Source organism: Hafnia sp. HMSC23F03, from assembly GCF_001816025.1.
Classification (GTDB): Bacteria; Pseudomonadota; Gammaproteobacteria; order Enterobacterales; family Enterobacteriaceae; genus Hafnia; species Hafnia paralvei.
This window is the reverse complement of the sequence record NZ_KV824243.1, coordinates 20035-42278: the sequence shown is the minus strand read 5'-3', so window position 1 is coordinate 42278 and position 22244 is coordinate 20035. Positions and strand designations below refer to the sequence as shown.

18 protein-coding genes and 1 riboswitch are annotated in these 22244 nt (G+C 49.0%); of the genes, 4 read left to right on the top strand and 14 right to left on the bottom strand.

Features of this window, described 5'->3' with window-relative positions; genetic code table 11:
- Positions 1-2: 2 nt before the first annotated feature.
- Positions 3-1775, bottom strand: coding sequence for a GMC family oxidoreductase (locus HMPREF3091_RS20135; RefSeq protein ID WP_070718481.1), 1773 nt, complete (start codon positions 1773-1775; stop codon positions 3-5).
- Positions 1776-1812: 37 nt separating this feature from the next.
- Positions 1813-2526: a gluconate 2-dehydrogenase subunit 3 family protein gene (locus HMPREF3091_RS20130; protein WP_070718480.1), complete on the bottom strand. Its 714-nt coding sequence runs from the start codon at positions 2524-2526 to the stop codon at positions 1813-1815.
- A gap of 249 nt (positions 2527-2775) precedes the next feature.
- Between HMPREF3091_RS20130 and HMPREF3091_RS20125 the strand changes: the two genes are divergently transcribed.
- Complete coding sequence (locus tag HMPREF3091_RS20125; protein ID WP_070718476.1) at positions 2776-3411, top strand: TetR/AcrR family transcriptional regulator; 636 nt, start codon at positions 2776-2778, stop codon at positions 3409-3411.
- A 191-nt stretch (positions 3412-3602) separates the two neighbouring features.
- Here HMPREF3091_RS20125 and HMPREF3091_RS20120 read toward each other — a convergent pair whose 3' ends face one another.
- The gene (locus tag HMPREF3091_RS20120; RefSeq protein ID WP_004091492.1) at positions 3603-4616 is read right to left on the bottom strand and encodes a magnesium transporter; all 1014 of its coding nucleotides are present in this window, start codon (positions 4614-4616) and stop codon (positions 3603-3605) included.
- A 57-nt stretch (positions 4617-4673) separates the two neighbouring features.
- Positions 4674-4858: riboswitch (M-box (ykoK) riboswitch) on the bottom strand.
- Positions 4859-5109: 251 nt separating this feature from the next.
- On the bottom strand, positions 5110-5682 hold the full coding sequence (locus HMPREF3091_RS20115; protein WP_004091488.1) for a TetR/AcrR family transcriptional regulator: 573 nt from the start codon (positions 5680-5682) through the stop codon (positions 5110-5112).
- Between the two features lie 123 nt (positions 5683-5805).
- On the opposite strand from HMPREF3091_RS20115, the gene HMPREF3091_RS20110 reads away from it, so the two are divergent.
- The 3 genes from HMPREF3091_RS20110 to HMPREF3091_RS20100 all read left to right on the top strand — a co-directional run bounded on the left by HMPREF3091_RS20110 (position 5806) and on the right by HMPREF3091_RS20100 (position 8438).
- Positions 5806-7272 (top strand): MFS transporter, encoded by a 1467-nt coding sequence (locus HMPREF3091_RS20110; protein ID WP_070718488.1) that lies wholly within the window; start codon positions 5806-5808, stop codon positions 7270-7272.
- A gap of 202 nt (positions 7273-7474) precedes the next feature.
- Positions 7475-7993 (top strand): DedA family protein, encoded by a 519-nt coding sequence (locus HMPREF3091_RS20105; protein ID WP_070718473.1) that lies wholly within the window; start codon positions 7475-7477, stop codon positions 7991-7993.
- A gap of 100 nt (positions 7994-8093) precedes the next feature.
- Positions 8094-8438: a nitrous oxide-stimulated promoter family protein gene (locus tag HMPREF3091_RS20100; RefSeq protein ID WP_070718470.1), complete on the top strand. Its 345-nt coding sequence runs from the start codon at positions 8094-8096 to the stop codon at positions 8436-8438.
- Positions 8439-8452: 14 nt separating this feature from the next.
- On the opposite strand, the gene HMPREF3091_RS20095 is transcribed toward HMPREF3091_RS20100, so the two are convergent.
- From HMPREF3091_RS20095 to tssA, 10 genes are all read right to left on the bottom strand, one after another.
- Positions 8453-9028, bottom strand: coding sequence for a DedA family protein (locus HMPREF3091_RS20095; protein WP_070718467.1), 576 nt, complete (start codon positions 9026-9028; stop codon positions 8453-8455).
- 148 nt (positions 9029-9176) lie between these two features.
- Entirely contained in the window at positions 9177-9929 is a 753-nt protein-coding gene (locus HMPREF3091_RS20090; RefSeq protein WP_070718464.1) for a putative adhesin, read from the bottom strand.
- 59 nt (positions 9930-9988) lie between these two features.
- Positions 9989-10960, bottom strand: a complete 972-nt coding sequence (locus HMPREF3091_RS20085; protein ID WP_139146233.1) for a hypothetical protein — start codon at positions 10958-10960, stop codon at positions 9989-9991.
- A gap of 91 nt (positions 10961-11051) precedes the next feature.
- A complete protein-coding gene (locus HMPREF3091_RS20075) occupies positions 11052-12389 on the bottom strand; it encodes a VasL domain-containing protein (RefSeq protein ID WP_070718454.1) in 1338 nt (445 codons plus the stop codon).
- The gene (gene tssH / locus HMPREF3091_RS20070) at positions 12386-15001 is read right to left on the bottom strand and encodes a type VI secretion system ATPase TssH (RefSeq protein WP_070718451.1); all 2616 of its coding nucleotides are present in this window, start codon (positions 14999-15001) and stop codon (positions 12386-12388) included. The genes HMPREF3091_RS20075 and tssH overlap by 4 nt, the downstream gene beginning before the upstream one ends.
- 20 nt (positions 15002-15021) lie before the next feature.
- Positions 15022-18447, bottom strand: a complete 3426-nt coding sequence (locus tag HMPREF3091_RS20065; protein ID WP_070718448.1) for a type VI secretion system protein — start codon at positions 18445-18447, stop codon at positions 15022-15024.
- Between the two features lie 9 nt (positions 18448-18456).
- Entirely contained in the window at positions 18457-19173 is a 717-nt protein-coding gene (locus HMPREF3091_RS20060) for a DotU family type IV/VI secretion system protein (RefSeq protein ID WP_139146232.1), read from the bottom strand.
- Positions 19077-20525 (bottom strand): type VI secretion system baseplate subunit TssK, encoded by a 1449-nt coding sequence (gene tssK, locus HMPREF3091_RS20055; protein ID WP_004091475.1) that lies wholly within the window; start codon positions 20523-20525, stop codon positions 19077-19079. Before tssK ends, HMPREF3091_RS20060 begins: the two co-directional genes overlap by 97 nt.
- 4 nt (positions 20526-20529) lie before the next feature.
- A complete protein-coding gene (gene tssJ / locus HMPREF3091_RS20050; protein ID WP_070718439.1) occupies positions 20530-21171 on the bottom strand; it encodes a type VI secretion system lipoprotein TssJ in 642 nt (213 codons plus the stop codon).
- On the bottom strand, positions 21168-22232 hold the full coding sequence (gene tssA / locus HMPREF3091_RS20045) for a type VI secretion system protein TssA (protein WP_070718438.1): 1065 nt from the start codon (positions 22230-22232) through the stop codon (positions 21168-21170). The genes tssJ and tssA overlap by 4 nt, the downstream gene beginning before the upstream one ends.
- Positions 22233-22244: the final 12 nt, after the last annotated feature.

The window sequence follows — 22244 nt, the reverse complement described above, 5'->3', positions numbered from 1 at the left end:
GATTACGCCTCCACCAATGGACCCGGCGCCTTCAGATAACGCGTTTTAATGGCCTCTGCAGCCCAAAGCGTTAGCGCTCCTACTGTTCCTGTGGGGTTATATCCCCCATTATTAGCAAATGCTGATGCGCCAACGACGAACGTATTATGTACATCCCAGCTTTGTAGATAGCGGTTTAATGCACTGGTGCGCGGATCGTCTCCCATCACGGCGCCACCTGTGGTGTGTGAAGACAAGTTATCCATTGGTGAAAACGGTCGAGTGGTTGGCTCTGAACGCACCACCGTTTCTGCTCCCATTGCCTTACCCAACTCGACAGAGCGGTCAGCCATAAAGTGAGCCGAACGCTTGTCATTCTCGTTCCAGTCAAAGGTGACTCGCAATAAAGGACGGCCATGGCGATCTTTATACTCAGGGTCCAGATCGAGAAAAACATCGCGATGCGGATAGCTATTACCCTGACAGTACACCGAGTTCGCATTTTGGTAGTTTTGTTGGTAAGCCTGCTTCCATTCTCGCCCCCACTTAGGTGTTCCCGGAGGCACCAGATTGCCCGAAGCAATCGGGCGACCGTTTGTAGAATGCACGAGTGCAACCGCGCCACCGATGAAATCATGCTGGCTGTGATCGAAATTATCACCGTTGAAATCATCAATGGCCTGCGCCAAAGCGCCAGCTCCGATAAACGGATTGAGATGCTCATTTTTGAAGAATACGCTAGCGCCTGAAATAGTTTGGTAAGCGTAGTTTCTCCCGACCACGCCTTCTCCTGTTTGGTGGTTATAAGGTTTACCAATCCCCGACAACAGCATCAAACGCACGTTATCCATTTGATAAGCCGCTATGACCACAATATCTGCGGGTTGCTCCCACTGCTCACCCTCGTTATCAATATAAGTAACGCCCGTCGCCGTCTTTTTATCACTAGTGAGATTGACGTGCAGTACTTCAGATTCAGTGATCACCTGAAAATTATTACGTTGCATCAATGCTGGCAGAATGCATGCTTGAGGACTGCTTTTTGACCAGTTCCCACAGCCAAAGAATTCGCAGTAGCCACAGTAGGTACAAGGGGCCATTTTTATGCCCAGCGGATTGGTATATGCGCCTGAAGTATTCCCCGCGGGAACTGGGAATGGATGGTATCCCAATCCTTTGGCCGCCTGATCAAAGATCTCCGCCATGCGAGTGCGCTCCAGCGGAGGTAACGGATAATCTCGCTGGCGGGGTCCTTCAAAGGGATTCCCCCCTATTTGGATTTTGCCTTGAATGTTCCCTGCTTTTCCCGATGTTCCAGCATAGCGCTCGAACTTATCGTAAAAAGGTTCTAAATCTTGGTAGGAAACGCCCCAATCCTGTACCTGTAGTCCAGGTAAAAACTTATCTTTACCGTAACGTTCGACGGTCATGCTGTAACTCTGAAAATCGTAGGGTAGAAAACGCCACGTCATACCATTCCAGTGAGTCCCAGCTCCACCAACGTTCCAGCCAAACTGGTAGGTGTTCCACTCCCGTAATGGCAGTGCGCGCTGCACTGGCGTATTACGGAAGGTCAGCGTTTCCACTGCAGGTGGTTGCATAATGGCGCGACGGCTGACAAAGCGCAGTTCATCGGTATCAATAGTGGTTGGAAAATCGGTGCTGGTATCGCGCCAAGAACCGCGCTCAATGGCAACGACGTTCAAACCTGCCATCGTCAATTCATTTGCCATGAGCGAGCCTGCCCATCCCAGCCCAACAATGACAACATCAGCCTTTTCTCTTTTATTGCTCATACTCTCTTCCCAACAGAATTCTACTATTTCTTTATTATTAGGCGTCTTTTTGTGCGCCAATCATGCTGATCGGCACAAGATTCAAGTCCTTGCCACGGAGCTTAATCTCTTCGCGATAGTCATACCGAGCCCCAGGAAAACCGAGCATTTTCCAGCCAGCCATATCTTTATTGCCACCGTATAGCGGATCGGCAAAGAAGCCTTCTCGAACGTTTTGAATCAACATGGCAAAAAATGCCTGTCCGTTGAGTCCTGGCAATGCCAGCGTTCCGTTTTCAATGGATTGCAACATTTCAATTTGCTGCTCTTCTTCAAGCTGATGGAACTCTTTTTGGTACTGTTTTTTAGCCACGTTTCCGATCGCCGAGAGCCCCAAACGATAGCGTTCAGCAGGCGTATCTTTGAACTGAGGTCCCTGTTGTGGTAGCCCTTCTACCACTGGGCCAAGGCGATAAACAGTCGTAGCGTTACCAAAGTCACCGCTTAGCTGGCGATCGATAAACAGAGTGCACCCTGCCTCTTTCGCACCAATACTGAGTTCATCAGGAGGAATAATGAGGTCGACCAATGAATCCATCAAAATGACTTCATTATTGTTAAAGAAATGCCACTCGCCGGGGATAACCGGCTGCGGTGGACGCACCGCATGTGCTCGCCAAGGCATCCCGCCGGATATAATTTTTGCTTTCACTTTCAGTGCAGTACTGGCAAGCAAAACCGCCAGTGAAAGGATGAAATGTCTCCTTTTCACCTTCTATCTCCAAATCAAAATCAATCAATATGGCAACCACTATGTCACCGTTTTTTTACAACAAGGCCATTATGTACCAAATGGAACGTTTTTAATGCGTACATTAAGTGCGTATTTTCGCGAGTTCGAAAAAAGAGGAGAATTCACCAAAAAGAAACGTAATAGCAGTAGCGGAATTTGTGTTGCGCTCAATAGGTAGTTATTCTGACATGCAAGAAGATTCCGAAAACGCCAGAGAATGACATCGACATGCCTACAGACAGCAAACGTAAAAACGATCCTGAAGGCCTCAAAAAGAGAATTCTTTCCGGTGCTCTAACGGTTTTTGCAGAGTTTGGCATGCAAGGGGCTCGTCTAGAGCAGATTGCCTCAGAGGCCGCGACCACAAAACGCATGGTGGTCTATCATTTTCAAAATAAAGAACAGTTGTATATTGCCGTGCTGGAGAAAGTCTATGAGCAGATCCGTCAGTATGAGCTCGGCCTTAATCTCTCCACACTCCCTCCTAAGGAAGCCCTCATAACGTTGGTTGAGAAGAGCTTTGACTATCATATTTCTCACGCCGACTTTATGCGCTTGGTATGCTGCGAGAACTTATTGCGTGGCCGCTACATTAGCCAGTCATCCCAAATCCAAAGCGCAAACCAGACTGCGCTTGACGTTCTAGAAAACATTCTAAGCAGAGGCAAAAGTGGCGGTGATTTCTATAGCGATCTGAATGTGATAGATGTACACCGTCTAATCAGCAGCATCTGTGTACATCAGGTATCAAATCGCTACACCTTCAATGCACTATTTCACAGCCAGCAGTCTAATGAAGAAATTCTTGCTCGTAATCGACAGTTAGCTGTGACCGCCGTATTACGCTACGTCTGTATAAAATAAGATAAAGCCACACCCAAGGGCGTAATGCTTGTCAGTTAAGCCTGATTTTAGGGGAAGTACACCGATGGGGTCGTAGCGGCGAAGCCGCCGGAGCGCCCCGCGGTGTGCTAGCCCCGTGTATCTCGATCTCTTAAATGAACAGCATTACACCCAAGCGCACGGCTTTAAAGATGCCGATATAGCATGAATGATTAATTCAACCCCAGCGAATACTGAGCAATTTTGAAGTAAATAATCAAACCGGTGCCGTCGATAAAGGTGGCAATAAACGGTGCAGATACCACGGCAGGGTCGATGCCTACACGTTTTAGCACCATCGGAATGACCGACGAAACAACCGCACTCCACAGCGTGATACACACTAATGTCAGGCTAACAATCAACGTAATTTCAGGGCCAATACCCATCATCCACGCACGCAGACATCCTGCTAACCCGAGGGTGAGTGCAATCATCAGTGACGTCGTCACTTCTTTGCGAATAACTTTACCCAAATCCCTTAAATGCACTTCTCCCAGCGCCATTGATCGAACCAAGGTTGACGTTATTTGTGTACCGCTGTTACCACCGGTGCCGATCAATAAAGGAATAAAGAAGGCTAAAGCAATCGCTGACTCTAACGCATCTTCAAAATGCTGTATTACGCTGCTGGTGTAGGCTTCTGCGACAAACAGCAAAAGCAACCATACTGAGCGTTTTTTCCACAGGGTAATGGGGCTAGTTTCTAGATAAGGTTTATCTAGTGGCAAACTCGCGCCCTGCCGCTGTGCATCTTCAGTCACATCATCTTCCAATAGATGAGCAATTTCTTTTTCCGTCAAACATCCCACCAGCTTCCCATTGTCGATAACGGGAACAATATCTAGCTCCTCTTTTGACAATAATATAATGACGTCCTGCCGCTCATCTTCTGGGCTAACATGATAAAAATTAACGTCCATTAACGCTCTGATCGTCTGCATAGGATCAGACTCTTGCAGCAGCTTTTTAATGGACAAAACACCACAAAATTTATCACCATTAACCACGAAAACCTGAGCTGGAATATCATCATCTTTCAGACGAGATAAAAATACCTCACGAGCTTCTTGAACACAAAGTATATGTTCTAACGCAACAAAGTCAGTGCGCATATATTGTGCAATGGCGTCATCGTCATATTCTTTATTGTGATTATGAATAGCATTCTTTACGCGGTAAGACATAGTTTGATTCCCTATAGAATTAAAACCTCATAGGGGCGAACAAGACTAATATAGGAAGTGAGATCCCTACGTCTTGGGTTTAGCACTATACAACGTATCTAGCAATCTGTTGATTTAACTAGAAGTTACCTTGGCAACACCTTGATTCGATGGATGCCTGTATTTCCCTGTGTGGCCTCTCTCGATGCCATCAGGGCGATAACTTGTGTTTGTATAGGAGCCTCGCCATAACGAGATCGTTAAAAACGAGGCGATCTTACACCGCAAAAAAAAATCAGATTTGATAAATGGATTTTGGTTTATTGAATATTTAGAAAAATCTATTTTTGATTAAAAAAACCATTTTCTTATTTAAAATTAACGCAAACGCCATTACCCTGAACAATGGAAATCCTATTTTTACCTTTTATCCTAAAAAAATAACGCGCTCACTCTCTTCTGCAAGCGGGTTATTTTAGCCAACGATAAATCACACGCTATCGACAAGAGTGACCTAACCGCCACACTCTATTTTTGGCAATTTCGCTTCTGAGGAAATTAAAGATTCAATATCGCTAAACATTGATTCCCACTCATTTTGTTCAATATCCATCAGACCAAAATAACGCAGCATAAAAGCGCCCTCGGTAGCTAAAAAAGCGATACGCGCCTGCTTGCCCGCTGGCGTTGTCATATCTAACTTTGCAATACGATCGCGATACCAATGACGAGTATTTTCCAAATGCTCTTTCGTCTGCATCAATGTCACCAACAAGCCTGCCGCCTTAGCACTAGAGGCCTGATCGTACTTATGCGTGGCCATAACATGAGCCGCTACTCGATTTTCTGGGGAGTCGTCCTGTCTGGCAACCAAATCAAAAACCTGATCGTAGGCCTTCCCCCAGCGTTCAAACATTGCGTCAATGAGCGCATCTTTGTTGCCAAAGCAGTACTGAACCCCACCCTTTGAGATCCCCATTGCTCGAGCCACAGAATCGATAGTCAGCGCCGCCGCACCTTGAGTGGAAATAATCTCTTCAGCGACATCCAAAACCTTTTCACGATCGATGCTACGTTGACGCCCCATTTAAGTGCCCTCGATTTAAATACATACGTATGGATTGAAAGTTAGCATTATAGCCCATAACATGTGGGCCTTGAAATTTAACAGATGCGGCAGTATGCCACATCGCCATTTAGAGACATGATGATGAATGCCAATCAACGCTGGCTAACCTTAGCAATCGTATCCAGCGCATTGTTTTTAATCGTTGTAGATATGACCGTGCTCTACACGGCGTTACCAAAACTTACGCTATCGCTGAACGCAAACGCATCTGAAAAGCTTTGGATTATCAATGCCTATCCGTTAGTGGTAGCCGGTTTGTTACCCGCCGCAGGTATGCTAAGCGATCGTATCGGCCATAAAAAACTGTTTATGTATGGCCTGCCCGTTTTTGCGCTCGCTTCGTTGTGCGCTGCATTCTCACCCAACGCGCCGCTGCTGATCGCATCACGTGTATTCTTGGCGGTGGGTGCAGCCATGATGATGCCACCTACGCTGTCGATTATTCGCCATACCTTTACTGAACCCAAAGAGCGCTCGTTGGCGATAGGCATTTGGTCCGCCGTCGCCTCTGGTGGCGCGGCAATTGGCCCAGTCATTGGTGGAATGCTGCTGGAATATTTCTGGTGGGGTGCCGTATTTCTGATCAATGTTCCAGTGGTGTTGATCGTATTGCCCTTTGCTAAATGGTTAATTCCGACAGACCGTCAGACTAAGCAACGCCCATGCGATTATCTTGGTTCTGTGCAGGTGCTGATTGGGCTAGTCGCGGCGATTTACGCCCTGAAGGAGCTGAGTAAAACGCAGCCTTCGCTTCTGTTAATGCTGACCTCCGCTGCGCTAGGCATCGCATTTCTAACGATTTTTGTGCGTCGCCAACGCCGTTTAGATACACCGATGATTGATTTCTCGCTGTTTAGCAATCGTATGTTTACCAGCGGCGTCGCAATTGCGCTGGTTGCCATGCTGGCCATGGTAGGTATCGAACTCGTATTAAGCCAGCGTCTCCAGTTAGTGGTGGGACTTTCCCCCTTAGAAGCCGCGCTCTACATTTTACCGATCCCATTAGCTGCAGCGCTGGCTGGCCCCTTGGCTGGCGTACTGCAGCCTAAATACGGCGAACGAAATCTCGTGATGGGTGGACTAACGATCACCGCATTAGGCATTGCCGGATTAGCCTTACGCTATAACGAAAGCCTGCTAGAAATTTTGATCTATCTTGCGGCCATCGGTTGCGGTATTGGTGCCTCATTTACCGCGGCATCTACGGCCATTATGTTTAATGCACCGAACGAAAAAGCCGGCATGGCGGCGTCGATAGAAGACGTTGCCTACGAACTGGGCAGCGTGCTGGGTATCACATTGCTGGGTGGAATGATGACCGCGGTTTACAGCAGTAGTCTGGTATTGCCCGCACAGATATCGCTAGATTCTGCCGCATTCGACAGCATTGATGAAACGCTAAAATTGGCTAAAACGCTGAACGTTGAACAAGCCCAGTGGGTCATTGGCCAAGCACATTCAGCCTTTGACAACGCTTTTGTTTACGTCTTGGTATCTGCCGCCATTTTGCTCGTGGTTAGCGCCATTACGCTTAAACGCATTCGCTAGGCGAATGTCCAGATAGGGGCCAAAAGCCTAATGCTGATCGTTTAAGAGATCGAGATACACGGGGCTAGCACACCGCGGGGCGCTCCGGCAGCTAAAGCTGCTACGACCCCATCGGTGTACTTCCCCTAAAATCGCGCTTAAGTGACCAGCATTAGCCAAAAGTCCTATTTCCCGATGAAACGAATACGAATAGGAGGACAACATGGCATGGCTAGAACCGCTATTGGCGCATTTTGCCCTTTATCCAGCGCAGCTGTTCTTATTGCTGTTCGGCATTGCACTTAGCAAATCGACCGTTGCCCTCTCTTCTTTGCTGCCACCTGCTTCAGTGATGCTACTGGCGAGTATCTCCATTAGCCAACCCAGCCTGACGGTTGGCGAAGTGTGGCTAGCCATTACGTTAGGCGCAGCGCTAGGTTCAATTCTAAGTTTTCATCTCGGCGTACTGATTATGCGCAACAAACTGTTCGAGGGATTACTCACTCGGCATGAAGAAAAACTGCAAAACATAAGGCGTAAATTGGAAAATAACAGCCTAGTGGTGCTGTTCAGCTCGCGTTTTATCGCGGTGCTGCGCTATATGGTTCCGCTTGCTGCTGGCATGTTGCCGCTAAACCGACTCAGGGTTTACTGCGTGAGTCTATTTTCAGCGGCAATTTGGGCGGCTTTATTTGTGGGTATTACCTCAGGCGCACTGCTGATTATCCCTGCGATGATCTAATCAAAATGCAGGAAGGGATGGAATCTCGCAAGCCAATACATGTATTATAAATATATATTATACGTATCGAAAAGTGAGTACCAACCGGGGAATAAGCGCCATGCCAGACAATCGTATTCAGAGGGAAAAACTCACCATTCGAAAAATGATTTCGCTATATCAGAGGCGTTGCCCCGAGGCCAAAGCGGATGAACAGCACTACGATCTGCTTTACGCCTATGCGGCCAAACGCCTCGACCGTTGCGTTTTTGGCGCAGACAAACCCGCCTGTAAGCAGTGTCCTGTTCACTGCTATCAACCAGCCAAACGTGAAGAGATGAAACAGATCATGCGTTGGTCTGGGCCGCGTATGTTATGGCGACACCCTATTCTCACCGTGCGTCATCTCATTGACGACAAACGCCCTGTTCCTGAACTGCCTGAAAAGTATAGGCCGAAGAAATAGCGGAACTTTTCAACCTAGGCGTCGTTACTGTCTGCCCGTTTTGAGCGATACCATTTAACCCCAATCAAGATCAGCAGTAGCGCCACCATCAGCACCACAAAAGCAATTCGCCGTTGGTGCTCATGAGCAAATAGACGGAATAACACTTCGCTGGCAGCATAGCCCAGCGTCACCACGCTAAACGCCCAAACCGCGGCGCCTATAACATTAAATAGGACAAATTTACGCAGCTTAACCCCAGATGAACCGATAATAATCGGCCCAACGGTACGAAAACCGTAGGCAAAGCGCATCCCCAAGATCAGCCATGTTTCATGCTCGCGCACTCGCTGCTGGAAGTACTGGATTTTCTTCTGCTGACGGCGAAAACGGCTCAAGATTTGCGTGCCAAATCGACGTCCAACCATATAGAGGGTAAAATCTCCCGCCGTCGCGCCCACGAACGTGAGCAGTAAAACGAGCGGATAAGACAGCAAATGTTTATGCGCTGCAATACCCGCTAAAAATGCAATCGTTTCGCCCTCAATAATGCTGCCGACAACCACCGCAATATAGCCGTAATCGGAAATCCACTGGCCTGCATCTGTCATATTCTTGCCACTCCTACGCGATGTTCACATAGAATGATACCGCAAAAAATACCACTCCATTATTTTTCATCACCGGTGCGGCAGAACTTAAAGACTGGATATAGCGCTCAAATTAGGTACCTGATTACGACGCTCAGTGATGATGGCGCTACACATGGTATCCGGCCCGATAGCTCGCCAGAGGATTCCAAGAGCAGCGACAGAAGCAAAGATAAATATTTTCGTAATGGATACCATTACGGTTTAGCGCTTTAAATGCGTCTTTTAATGTCACAATAAACGCTACCTTTGGCGATCTCACTGAAAGAACATCCATACGGCGATGATTGAAGGTTGGTAATTTCTCATCACACGCATGCATATTGAGTTCAATAAATTGCCTGATGCTGTGATAGTCATTTTCGGTATCTTTTTCATATTTCACCAGATAATAATTCCTATAGTTTTTTCCTCCTGCAGTACCCGCCACACTCTTTAAGGATTGGCTATGTTCAGCAAAAAAAGTGAGGCCCCGACGTTTTTCGTTCTTTCCTTCATAAACCTGTCCACGATTAACATGACCAAAACCAAAATTCTGGTTATTCACTTTGGCATAGGGTTTAAATGATGCTCCCATAAGTGTAGTTAAACCAGGATCAAACAATGCATGTCCATGGGGCCCCAACACATTCAGCGTCGTATTAGCAGGAATGGAAACAGATCCTAGCCAACCCGCAGAGGTGCCGTGACTGGTGATAATTAAATCCTGCCCCTTGCGATTAGTTTCCGTAAAGAGCAGAAATTTATTCTCAAGCTCCCATCCTTGACTGCCAATATTTTTTTTATAATATATTCCCGCATAAGAGCGAAAATTCATTTTAGCCCGAGTACCCGGGAACACACCTGATTCTAACTTTTTCATTAATACTCCTTGTCAAAATGCAAAAAAACACCAACTCATCATTGATGGGGTAACTCACTTTATATTTGAATTAATTTTATGTTTCCATTCTGCCCTTTGGTCACACGAAACCTTGCATTACGTGAAAAAAGATACTCTGACTCATCACCGTTATAATAGACATTGGGTATATACGCAGCTCGTCCGATTATTTCAATGATGATGCCACCGCTATCAGGTGCAAACCGCGTTGCCGTATTGATTGATCGGGAGGCGGCAAAAAATCGCTGGGGTTGATAGATCTCGCCAACGCTTGGGATATATCTCGATGGCATCCCCCTATAAAGGATGGAAGTTTGCGATTTATTCGTTGTGACATAGCGTTCTAACTCTTCGAACATATAAGAGATTGGTTTATTGTCATACTCTTCAATGGCATATTTCAAATAGACCTTGTCATCCGAAAAATAATCAACGCGCATTTCTGATTTAGGGTTTAATTCTTTCAATTTGTTGATGGTTCTTCGAGAAGAAAAATTGCCATAAGGATCATTCTGCGATAGTGAACCTGCAGCCCAAATATAAGCGATAGCTGAACACTCATAGCCTTCTTTTTTGGCTAGCAGTTCATTTTTTTTCTTCTCCCTCTCTTTAGCTTCCTTGTCACTAATATCTCGGTTCGTTCTTAATAGTAGCTGCGCAAATGACTCTCTTCTCAGGGCCGGCACATCAGAATACATATATTCTAAAATGCAAGATTTACTCACACCGGTTCCTAAACGCCTCCGCTCATATTCTTCAATGACTTTATATTGATAAGTAAATACTTCTCGCAACGTTTTACCCCAGTCGCCAAAAGAAACGGAACGATCGAGAAGGATGCTCTCACAACACTCTGTTGCTCTAGGGCCTCCAGGGCGAGTATTAAAGATCTCACCACGACATTTTGTGTATTTTTCACATAACCGACGATAAGCCAAATAGCGCTTCTCATCAATTTCTCCACTACTGAGTGTTTTTTTCTTTTTAGTTGGAAAACAAAAAAATGGCATACTGCCTCCTAAAAATTGAATGTTTAATAGATTAAATTCAAAACCCAAGCAGAGATGAATATTCACATCCTCTGTGAGATAAATATTGTTATTATTCGTCGCCTTTTTTTAGCGACTGTGTTTTAAGCAATGTATATTTTGCCAATAGTGCATTAATTTGCTCTTGTATCTGGTATAGCGCGGCAGGATGAATGTCCTGCCGGTTATCAATATATTGCTGCAGATCGTTAAGCTGATCGCCGACGGGTTCCCCCTGCTGCTCGAAATCTTGCTGTATCTGATAAATCGCCGTTTTGAGTTCAGAAATCGTCAGATATTGGCTATGGGCTTTCTCACTCTGCTGCAAGCGCCCTTCCAGCTGTGCCAACGCCACCATACCGTGCTTCCAATGATTAGACGTTCCTACACTGCCCGCTTTTTCCTGCATTTTTTGTTGCCAACTGGCCGACGCAGGATTTCCCGGATAGATTTCTTCTAACCGCCGCGAAAGGCGTTCACCTTGCATCATCCACTGCTCAGGCGATCTGGTCGCTAGCCACAGCAGTTGCTCACGCATGACAGGAACCGTTTTCTCCCGCTCTTCCCGTGCTTGCTGAATATCAAAGCGCGAGTCCATATCGATTGGCGCGCTAGCACTGCGCTGCAATAAGCCAATAGGCATCTGGATCTTATCCCTCCAGCGGTACGTACTGCCCCACTCCACCAGCCACAACGTCAGTGACGTAACCATAACGCCCACTATGCCGCCAAGCAATGCGGCCCTCAGGTAAGGACGTCTTGGATTAGCTAACGCCGGTGTTGGAGTAAGGGCGGTGAATGGCACCGATTCAGCGATAACCGCATGATTCTCAACAGACTCCTCAGCGCGCCGCTGTCGAACCGCAACGGAGTTACGTACGCTAGGTGCGACGACCGAATGAGTACGCACCTGCAAAAAATAGCGCACGTTTTCCAAAGTAGAATCGCAGCGTGCCTGCAAAACTTTCGCCTGTTCACTGAGTAAACGCAGCACACATTCAATGCGTTGCACCACGGTGATATCTGATGAGGTTATCGGCATGGTGTACATCAACGTAGCGACATGCTGACTGAACCACTCCAAAATATTCTGGCGTAATGCCACTGCGCCAAGCGGCGGCCAGCAACGAGCGCTATGGTTTTCCCACGCGCCCGTGAGCAATTCCAGTGACTGTAACAGACCGCCCCAGCCCTTAAGGTGGCTGTTAATCAAGCAAAACCAAACACCGGTTTGCAAATCATAGCCATAGTCATGAAACTGCTGATAGCACAGCAGTTCTAACGCATCCCAATCAGAAATTTTCTGTACATTTTTATGGCTAAGTGATTCGCTCAGGTACTGAAATGCTTTGCTAAAGCGTGGGTCATGCCCATTGATTTTTAACGCTGTCAAGTTCACCCGAGCTTTCATTGCACCACCGCCTTGGCGCTCCGTCGCGCCGCTTTAAGCACAATGTGGTCATCGCTTAACGACAGTGTGAGCTTGCCTGGTTTCAGCTTGACGCTAAGTAAGCTATCAGCCAGAACGGGTAACAACGCTTGCCCCAGAATGGCATCAATATCGCGAGCCCCGCTTTGTGCCACTAAACAGCGTGCCGCCACATAGTCCACCACCTCAGCCTGATAGCTCAACGTGTAGTCGCCTTGCCCCGCCTGCACGAAGCGCTGAATCAAACGATCCAGTTTTAGACGAATGATGTTAGACAGCGTTTCTCCCTGAAGCGGTAAGTAGGGAATAAGAGTCACTCGTCCCATTAGCGCAGGACGAAACACCCGATCAAACTCGGGTCGAATAATTTGAGTCAATATTTTAATATCATTGTCGCCCATACCCACATGGCCTGCATCCGACTGGGCGGCATTCACATGGTGCATCAGTAAATCAGAAGCTAAATTGCTCGTCATAATGATGAAAGTATTACGAAAATTAATCTGCTGGCCTTCAGCATCCTCCATCACACCTTTATCAAATACCTGATAGAACAGCTCCATAACATCAGGATGGGCTTTCTCAACTTCATCCAGCAATACCACGCTGTAAGGGCGACGGCGTACGGCCTCAGTCAAAACGCCCCCCTGCCCGTATCCTACGTATCCTGGAGGAGAACCTTTCAGGCCAGAAACTGAATGCGCCTCCTGATATTCCGACATATTGATGGTAATCAGACTCTGTTCACCACCGTACATCAAATCTGCTAGCGCCAACGCGGTTTCCGTTTTCCCCACGCCAGAAGGCCCCGCCAGCATATACACACCACACGGTTTGAGTGGATCGTGTAAATTGGCACGCGCAATGCGAATTCGGGTCGCCATCTCCCTCAGCGCATGTGGCTGTCCCATGACTCGACTCTCCAGTCGTTCAACCAATTCGTCGAGCTGATAAGACTGCTGTTGTACTACTCTACCCAACGGAATCCCCGTCCAACCCGCTACAATATCGGCCACGCATACATCATCCACTCGTTCAAAAACTAACGGATGTTGTTGGTGGCTGGTCGCAAGCGCTGAACGCCACTCGGCTTTCTGTGCAGCATCATCGCAGCCGGCAATATTGGCGACTAATTCACGCTGTTGCTCCCACAGCGGCATCAGCAACGTGAGCTGTTGCTCGATCTCCTGCTCGCGCTGCGCAATCCACTGTAACCGCCGCTGATGCCCCTGTTCACCTTCTTGACTCAAGCGCACAGACTCTTGATTCAGCGCCTTAAGCTGAGCATGCAGATCTTCGATTTCTTTAGGCTGATGCGATTGAGAAACAGCCACGCGGGCACATGCCGTATCCAGCAGACTGACCGATTTGTCTGGCAGCAAACGGCCTGTGATGTAGCGTTGCGAAAGCTGAACCGCCGCATTCAACGCGCTTTCCTGAATCTGCACACCGTGGTGAGACGACATGGCCGGCGCCAATGAACGCAGCATCGCGGTTGCCGTTTCAGTATCCGGCTCTAACACTCGCACGACTTCGAAACGCCGAGCCAACGCGGCATCTTTCTCAAAATATTTCTTATATTCCGCCCACGTAGTCGCCGCAATAACACGCAGTTCACCTCGCGCTAGCGCGGGTTTCAGCAAATTAGCCGCATCGTTTTGTCCAGCCTGACCACCCGCGCCAACCAGCGTATGGGCCTCATCAATGAATAAGATCACCGGTACAGGCAACGCCTTAATTTCGCGCAGCAGAGTTTGCAGGCGATTTTCAAACTCCCCTTTTACACTGGCTCCGGCCTGTAATAGCCCCAAATCGAGGGTCAACAGCGCCATGGATTTAATGGCTTCCGGCACCGTGCCTGCCACAATGCGCTGAGCTAACCCTTCAACCAACGCAGTCTTACCTACACCGGCCTCGCCGGTCAGCACGGGGTTGTTCTGTCGGCGCCGTAGCAAAATATCAATCATCTGCCGAATTTCTGCTTCACGCCCTGGCGTGGGGTCTAAAGCACCATCGCGCGCCAGCTCGGTCAAATTACGCGTATATTGCTGGATCGCACTGTTTGACTGGCGAGGATCATCGCTCGATGTCCGGAGGCTCTCACCTTCCATTCGTTCTTCAACGTGGCGTTGGCTTTCGGCGCATAACAACGTTTCTGCGGCATCCGCCTGACAGGTTAGCGCCTGCAATAACGTGGTACTCAACGCAAGGTGACTGTCAGGTGTTTTAGCCAATAGGCACCCCAGCAACGCCGCCGGCGTGAGCTGGCGCTGGTGCCAGTTTACGCTGGCGTGTAGCCACGCTTGCTCGAGATAGGTCACCAGCTCAGCCGACAGCAGTGGACTGCCGCGATGACCGCCACGTATCACCCGCATTGAGGTTTTCAATGCGGCCAACACCTGATCGGCACGTAAGCCACTGGCGATCGATAAACGTTCCCATAGCTCAGTTTGCTGCAGCATCAAGGCCATTAGCATGTGTTCAACCTCAACCTGATGGTGCTGATGCTCAACGGCCAAGCTGATGGCTTTATCCAAACACTCGCGAGTGGGTTGCGTAAAAGTCTCAACGATTTTCTTCAGGTAATGACTCATAAATTTCCTTAGCCGTTATTTTAATTGCTGCATTGGGCGACAGTCGTCGGCACCTGAGACAGATTGCCGGTTAAACGCGGCTGCTGTCGTTGTGCCTGAGCGTTTTGTAGCACTGTCCGCTGTTCATTTGTCTGATTGAGTTGTTCTGTCGTCTGCTGCCATAATCCCCACGCCTGTTGGGTTGGCGCCCAATCGGACAGTTGATAGCGCACCAGAATGTTGCTTATACCTAAAGCTCGCAGTTGGGTTTGTTGATCGTCAAACTCGTCAGCGGAAAACGTGTGCTGTCCCTGAGAAAAATCGCGTAGAAAATTAGGCCACGCGGCGTCTCCAAGGTAGTCGTAATGCAGATCGAACTGAGGGAAACGGATCACTAACTCAACGTGTGAACAGTGCGCTGGACGCCAGTGGAAACGCGCCTGTTCACTAAAGTTCATGCTGGCCAGCGTGACGCTTTGATCGTCACAGGTCAGCGTCAGTTTGGTACCCGTTGGCATAATTCGCGCCATTCCCGGAACGGTGGCAGGCTGGCTGTTGAGCGTGACATCGACAGACTGTGACTCCAGCGCCGTTTTCTGAGCGATGAGCGTTTTTTGCTGCTCGTCCAGTCGCGCCAGCTCATCCTGATTTTTTGACTCGGTGCTTAACGGCGTAGCCAGCACATCGTCAGGACGAAGTACGTGATTCACTAATGAGAGAAATTCGGGGGTAAGCGGTAAAGCCTGTCCACGAAAACGCGCCGCCTGAGCTTCTCCCTGCGTCATATCCAGCAAGCCTTTTGCCGTACCACGCATGAAGTTTTGCACGCTTTGTGAAGCCAGCATGAACGGGTCATCGGGAGTCTGTTGTTGATTATTGTTCGTCAGTGGCCATAACACCTGTTGCTGCCAGCGTTGCTGGACTTCACAGGCGGCGCTGTTAATGGCATGAGCCAGTAGCAAATCCGCATCGCTTTGGTACAGACTCCACAGCACGTTGATGGCGTAGTCATCGCGCTCGGGTGAAATGCTTTGGCGCAGCTGTTCAAAGCGACTGTACATCTGGCGAATTGCGTTATCCGTTGGGATATCCTGCGGGGCAAATAGCCCGCCGATCAGCATCAGACTTTTTTCCGGCGCGGCCAACGCAGCGGCCGTGGCATGACGCTCGCTGCTGCGCCACGCCAACCATGACGCCGCCATACTTGGATTAAAGGCGCGAGGCGTCGTTCCTCCCGTGTTTTTCAGCACGCTAGCGGTTTTTTGGCGTAGTTTTTGATCTAAGCGCGACAGTTTGCCAAGATAAACGGCCTGCGTAGCCTGCTGCTGTAGCTGTTGTAAATAACGTAATTCCTGTAGCCATGGCTGTGCCTGCGCGTCATTGAGATCGGCCAGATCCTCATGCATGGCTCGCGCCAAACGCATCGCCGGACTGTTGCCACGATCAATATCCATTAGCAGTGCTTGCCGCGACTGAGAGCCATCGACGTGAAACCCTTCATGGCTTAGCGCCAATAGCCACTGTAGCCAATGCGACTGCCGCAGTTCAGGCAAGCGCTGTAGCTGCGTATCCAGCACAGGCTCAAGCTTCGATTGCGCTAGCGCCTGCATCACCAATGCCGCACGGGCATGAATTTCATCACTCCCTTGGCGCGTCCAAATCCCGTCAAGCCTTTGCGATGAATCAGATTTGAAGCCAAAGTCACCCGCGCTTACCGTCGACAGGTGACTGTCGGCAGCAAACAACCACTGAGGATTAGATTCCACTAAGCGACGCAAGAGCTGGCGCTGCGCAGTTAGGCGTGTATCTGATCCCGCTTGATTTAGCAATGCACGTTCGAGCGCGAGTTCGGTATCCGTAGATCCCGCGTCATCCATACCCGTAATGCGCAATTCAACTGGGATCGGAGGCTGCTGCTTAGCGTCTACGAGCAGCATGCCCTGCCGTAGGTTTTGCTCACTCACGATGCTTTGCGCCAACTGCATAATCAGGCGATATTGTTCGTCTGGAACAGCGGTCATTACCCGTTGTTGGTAAGACGCCAATTGCGCTGTGGTATTCTGCATCGCCTGAGGCGTTTGCAGCAGCAGGCGGTTTTCTAACCATTGGTGCTGCAGATCGAGTAATGGGATAAAAGGAAGATAGCGCCATACTGCCTGATGCCAACTTTCGTTGCGCTCTAGCTGATTAACCAGCTCATCGCGGCTGAGCGCTTTCGGTTGCCAAGCAAACAGACTCGCGCTCATCACGGCGCTGGAACCCAATCCAGCAAGGCAAAGCAACATAAGAAAACGACGCCCCAAACGGCGCGAGCGATAATGAATATCGGCCAAGGCGCGCCGGTGATAGTGACTAAGCATGGGTAAATGGCGGCTGACAAGCTCATGCATAAACAGCGATCGTCGTTGCTGGCTGTGCTGGCTTAGACGCTCACTCGCAGTAAACCAAACCCCACCCAGCATGCCAGGCTCAAAATAAGCATCAGGTTGCGCCAAGGCGCTAAGGTAGTGATTCAACGCAGGCTGTAGTTGGGATATTTTTTCAGGAAAATCTAATACGGGTAATGCCTCGGCATCGCTGTTCAAGCTCGAAGCCATGGCCACACGCGCCAAATCCATTCCTTTGCGAAGCGCATTAAATAAATCATTAAGACAAGCGGGATCTTTGCTGTCCATAATTGGCGGGCGATCCCAGTGATGCCCCAATGCCTGCTGGCTCTGCGCGGGTGAAAGCTGGCGTACCCAAGCACTAAAACCGGGGATTTCATCACAGCAAGTTATCAGGATATAAATCGGCAGATGTCGCCCTAATGACCGAGTCAGCGGTTCAAGCTGGGCGCGGATCTGGCGCGCATCAAGATGCAACTGCATAGCATCATTGCGTAATAGATCGGCTACCGAGAGACAAACAATAACCCCAGCCGGTGGCTGTCGACGGCACCAGCGGGTGAGATGCCGCCAAGCACGTTCATAGGCGGGGCTTTTCAGCAAAAAATGGCTGGAAAGGTCGAGGAAGGCGATCGTCTTAAAAAAACTCCAACGTAATGTGCGCGTGGGAACAATAGGTTCATGCTCTGTACGCGCAGAGACGATTGGCAGCCCCGCCCCTGCCACTAACGTGGTTTTGCCACACTGTTTTCCCATCAGCACAAACCACGGTAGCGCGTGCTTGCGGCGCACAATACGCTGTACCACGGCAAGTCCCTGATTCCACTGTTCAAGCAACACGCGCTCCATGCGCGTTAAGCGATGCCGAGAAAATAGCGATGTTATTTTCCCTTCATGGTAGAGGCGTAATAAATATAAACCGACAGCGCGCAATAAAATGGTTAAAACAATTAATGCGGTCCAAAGAAGCAGCGCATAAGGTGTTGCCCAATTTAACCATACCGAAATAGCCAAGCTAAATGTCAGTAAAAGGCACAAAAGAATGCCCCATCCTAAAAAGGAGATGAGTTTTAAAAACATCGTAATAACCTATGAAAAATAGATAAAACCGCTTAAGAGCATTAACCCATATGCACTGACAGGAATAATTAGCCACAGCCATCGGCTATTTTTGATTATTTGCCAATGCGTTAATTGATTAATTTTGAGCTGCTGCCCTGCCAAGGTTAAATGCGCTTGATTAGGCCAATCGCGCCACTCCGGTGGTAAACACGCTTTCGTTTTTTCAATTCTCTGCTTTAATCGAGTTTTATCTTGCTGGGTATACTTTCCATGAAACCCTGTTAATAGGCAGAATAAATAAACCCGATGCAGTGAAATATTTGCATCAGGGATCGCCGCTAATCGGGTAAAAAACAGCTCACCGCCAATAGATGTCTGGAAAAGCTGCATCTGTAATAATGCCGAACGCCACTGGGCAACACAGGATAACGTTGAACACAGCACTCGCTCATCCAACCAAATAACCACGGCTAATAGCGCCGATTCGCAGTCGCTTTTATCGTGTTCAAGCTCAGCATTTAGTGCACTCTGTTTTAGCAACTCAATACATGTTTCACGCAAAAATGCGTAATCTGCATATTTTTCAGGATGTTGAGTAAATTCATATCCCAGCCGGAAAACGGGTAAATAACAATTTAAAAGCTTCATCATTGAGCGGCCATAAATACGATTTGTACTTGAAGATCGGCCGGGGCTTCCGGCCAGTAAAATGCAATGCTTTGCTCTTGCAATGCGTTTTTCCACAGGTCGCTATCTCGGGTCAGCTCCCAATAGCAGGAGTCGCTGCGATTTGGCACACCACGTGGAACCGGTTGGCATAATTTCAGCGGAATACCCGGTAGCGCGTGCTGGATAAGCGCTTCTAACGATTGCCTTGACGCAAGTTTTAAGCTTTCCGTTGGCTCGCTGGCACGATGCTTAGTAAACAGCGCTGAACGCAGCAGTAGCAGGATACTTCCCACTGGCGTTTGACCCAGAGGCTGATCCAAGGCGCAGTGATAAACGCCATGGTGCTCATGCTCCAGCGTAACGTACGTGTTTTCTTCAAGAACCAATCCATTGAGCAGCGCGACAATCGCCTTTTTGGCGCTGCCAAAGCAAGCAATCAGATTCTGGTGATCGTACGGCAATAAGGCGTCGCCGCCCTGATGCCATTCGCCAAGAAATGAGCAGGCGTCGTTGAATGATGACAATTCCCCCACCAACTGACACAACAGGCCATAAACCTCCCATGGATGGACACGGCGCGCATCACGATAGTGTTTTAGCATCGGCAAAGCCCGGTTCAGCGAACGCATAGCTAACAACTGCGTCATTTGATCGTCACCGCCGCTGACGCGCGTTAACCGTTCGGGGCGCTTGTACTCTTCTAATTTTTTTGCTCGGTGGCTAAGTTCGTAATAGATGTCATCAATCACTTTTCCTAGCATTGGCATGGCATACAACGTAAGCGCTGGGGGGGAGAAGTCAGCATCAATAGACACACCATCATCGTCGTAGCGTAAACGCAACAACGGTATGCACTGTGCATCAACAAGGTTGTCACGTTCCTGATCCCAGACGATACGTGCGTTGTAATAAATACGCGCGATAGATGCATCTGGCCCACGGTCATAAACGTCTTTCATCACGCTTTCATCACCCGCATTGATCCAACGGGTATTCGTCTGCTCTCGATCGTCACCGGCAATGGCCACGTTACAATGTGCAGGATCAAATTGTCGCAAAGCTAACCACAGTGTGAATGTCTGTTCTTTTTGTTTCCATGCATCTCGGAATATACGCTTTTCGACGCGGCAATTTCCCGGATACATTAAATGCTCGCCGTGCGGTAATATCACGCTTAGCGACTCGATATCGATAATATAGTCGGACAATACGCTCTGGTTAATTCGACAATCAATGACACCCGCATAATAAGGATGAGCAAGGCAACGCTGCTGCGCTAATATCCACTCTTGATGCAAATCCATCGACTGAAAATGTTGTGGCTGTAAATACAACCCCGAATACCAATAAACTTTTTGCTGTTCGGCATAAATGCCCTGCCCTGAGTTTCTTGGCGGCGTTACATATGGCTGCTGTTCGATATTCATATAATTAGTCCGCCGTCTTTTCTGACGCAGGAGTACCGTTGTCACCCGCATCAGCATTGTCGTTATCGTCAGACAAATTAACCGTTTCGGCCTTCACCAGTGCCTTACCACCTAACGTAATATTCGCTTGCAACGGCGCTAGCTGCGCCTGCCACTGAGGGCTTATCCATCCGTGGCTACTGGTCGCAACGGGAATAGCAAAATGCGCCATGTGTTTCTTGCTGGGGAACGGAAAATATCCTGCCACGATTGCGATATTTCGGGTTTTCTCAGCGCGATCGATATGTAGCGTATTTTTTTGCCCCGGCATGACGGTATATCGATCAACCTGTAAGATCTCATCCGCTGTACCCGCGCCGTTGAACAGACTTTTTAGCTGCATCGGGTCATCGAGAATTTTGTCCAGTGCTGGATTGTTGGCCGCCTGAATCACCAACACGGTGCAACTGTTGGACATTTCGTTCCATAGGTTGAGCTGTGGCTCGGCGGTCAAATTGAGCGTTATTGCGCTGGCTGCAAACGGTGCCGTTACTTCCGCAATAGCTTGCTTTTCCTGCTGCGTACTCTCTGCGCAGCCCGACAGTAGCGTAACCGCCAACGGCAGCATGAACACCAGCCAAAATGCAAAACGGTTACGCGGGATCATTCACGCTCGCTCCCCTTCAAGACATGATTGATATCGCGCAGGCTGCTGTCGTCTTGCAGCATCTCTTCTAACCACTCGGTTAGCGTCATATTTGCCCAACGCGCTGCGCGCTCCATCAAAAAAGGCACTGGGCTTGATGGCTCGGTTTGGCGGAAGAAATGCGCAATGGTCAGCATTTGGCTGACGGCTAAATCACGCGACATGGTTTGACGTGCCATATCACTCGTTTCTGCATGTCCCAGCGGCGCAGCATCGGGCTCTAGCACGTTTATCATCATCACATCGTCATAGTGGGTTGCCGTCTGTTCACCAATTCGCTGTAGAAATGCATCCATCTCCTCCAATGTCTGCGCGGTAGCGCTGAGCATATCGCTATGTATATCCGCATGGTGTCGCTGATAACTTGTCTCAAACTCAACCCGTGCGGCGCTAACCTGCGCTAAAACCTGAACAGCCTGCGCAACCGTTGCCGCAGACATACCCGCCGCCCAGCGCTGGAACGTGGACAGCGAAAAATCCCCTTCGTTAAGCAGCGCTTCGCGCTGGTCAGGATACATCGCGACTTTATGTTCAAAGGCTTGTACCTGACGCCAATATTCCAGCGTGCTTTCCGGCTGCCCCAACAACGGCAAGCGCATCAAAGGCAGCTGCAGTTGGCGGTCGAGCCATTGCAGTTTGTTGTGATGCAGACTCTCGCCGTCTTCGTCCGGCTCCGGCCAGCAGCTATCGCCATAAGCCTGCACAAACGCCTGCATAAACTTGATGCCGCTCGCCAAGCCCGCTAACCCATATTGATGAAGCAACGCTTCGGTTAACCAACACACCACCTGCAGATCTTTGCTCTCATGTCTTAACAATTTCTGGCTAAGACGGATGACTTGTAACCAATCCGCCTTGCGCAATACGCTCGACCATTCATCCTGAGGTAAATCATCCGGATCGCTTTCTCTCGCTTCACGAATAGCATCGTAGCCAGCCTCAAATTCCATATTGCAACCACGAGGATTTTCCGGCGCAATAGGCGCCAGCATGGATCCAAGATCCAGATTCAATGTAGACATAACGTTTCTTTT

Excerpts from the sequence above, each read along its gene's own strand:
- HMPREF3091_RS20110 (WP_070718488.1), top strand. The coding sequence starts at position 5,806 with ATGAATGCCAATCAACGCTGGCTAACCTTAGCAATCGTATCCAGCGCA.
- HMPREF3091_RS20105 (WP_070718473.1), top strand. The coding sequence starts at position 7,475 with ATGGCATGGCTAGAACCGCTATTGGCGCATTTTGCCCTTTATCCAGCG.
- HMPREF3091_RS20085 (WP_139146233.1), bottom strand. The coding sequence starts at position 10,960 with ATGCCATTTTTTTGTTTTCCAACTAAAAAGAAAAAAACACTCAGTAGT.
- HMPREF3091_RS20090 (WP_070718464.1), bottom strand. The coding sequence starts at position 9,929 with ATGAAAAAGTTAGAATCAGGTGTGTTCCCGGGTACTCGGGCTAAAATG.
- HMPREF3091_RS20125 (WP_070718476.1), top strand. The coding sequence starts at position 2,776 with ATGCCTACAGACAGCAAACGTAAAAACGATCCTGAAGGCCTCAAAAAG.
- HMPREF3091_RS20075 (WP_070718454.1), bottom strand. The coding sequence starts at position 12,389 with ATGAAAGCTCGGGTGAACTTGACAGCGTTAAAAATCAATGGGCATGAC.
- tssK (WP_004091475.1), bottom strand. The coding sequence starts at position 20,525 with ATGAATATCGAACAGCAGCCATATGTAACGCCGCCAAGAAACTCAGGG.
- tssJ (WP_070718439.1), bottom strand. The coding sequence starts at position 21,171 with ATGATCCCGCGTAACCGTTTTGCATTTTGGCTGGTGTTCATGCTGCCG.
- HMPREF3091_RS20095 (WP_070718467.1), bottom strand. The coding sequence starts at position 9,028 with ATGACAGATGCAGGCCAGTGGATTTCCGATTACGGCTATATTGCGGTG.
- tssH (WP_070718451.1), bottom strand. The coding sequence starts at position 15,001 with ATGAGTCATTACCTGAAGAAAATCGTTGAGACTTTTACGCAACCCACT.
- HMPREF3091_RS20120 (WP_004091492.1), bottom strand. The coding sequence starts at position 4,616 with ATGTCTTACCGCGTAAAGAATGCTATTCATAATCACAATAAAGAATAT.
- tssA (WP_070718438.1), bottom strand. The coding sequence starts at position 22,232 with ATGTCTACATTGAATCTGGATCTTGGATCCATGCTGGCGCCTATTGCG.
- HMPREF3091_RS20065 (WP_070718448.1), bottom strand. The coding sequence starts at position 18,447 with ATGTTTTTAAAACTCATCTCCTTTTTAGGATGGGGCATTCTTTTGTGC.
- HMPREF3091_RS20100 (WP_070718470.1), top strand. The coding sequence starts at position 8,094 with ATGCCAGACAATCGTATTCAGAGGGAAAAACTCACCATTCGAAAAATG.
- HMPREF3091_RS20115 (WP_004091488.1), bottom strand. The coding sequence starts at position 5,682 with ATGGGGCGTCAACGTAGCATCGATCGTGAAAAGGTTTTGGATGTCGCT.
- HMPREF3091_RS20135 (WP_070718481.1), bottom strand. The coding sequence starts at position 1,775 with ATGAGCAATAAAAGAGAAAAGGCTGATGTTGTCATTGTTGGGCTGGGA.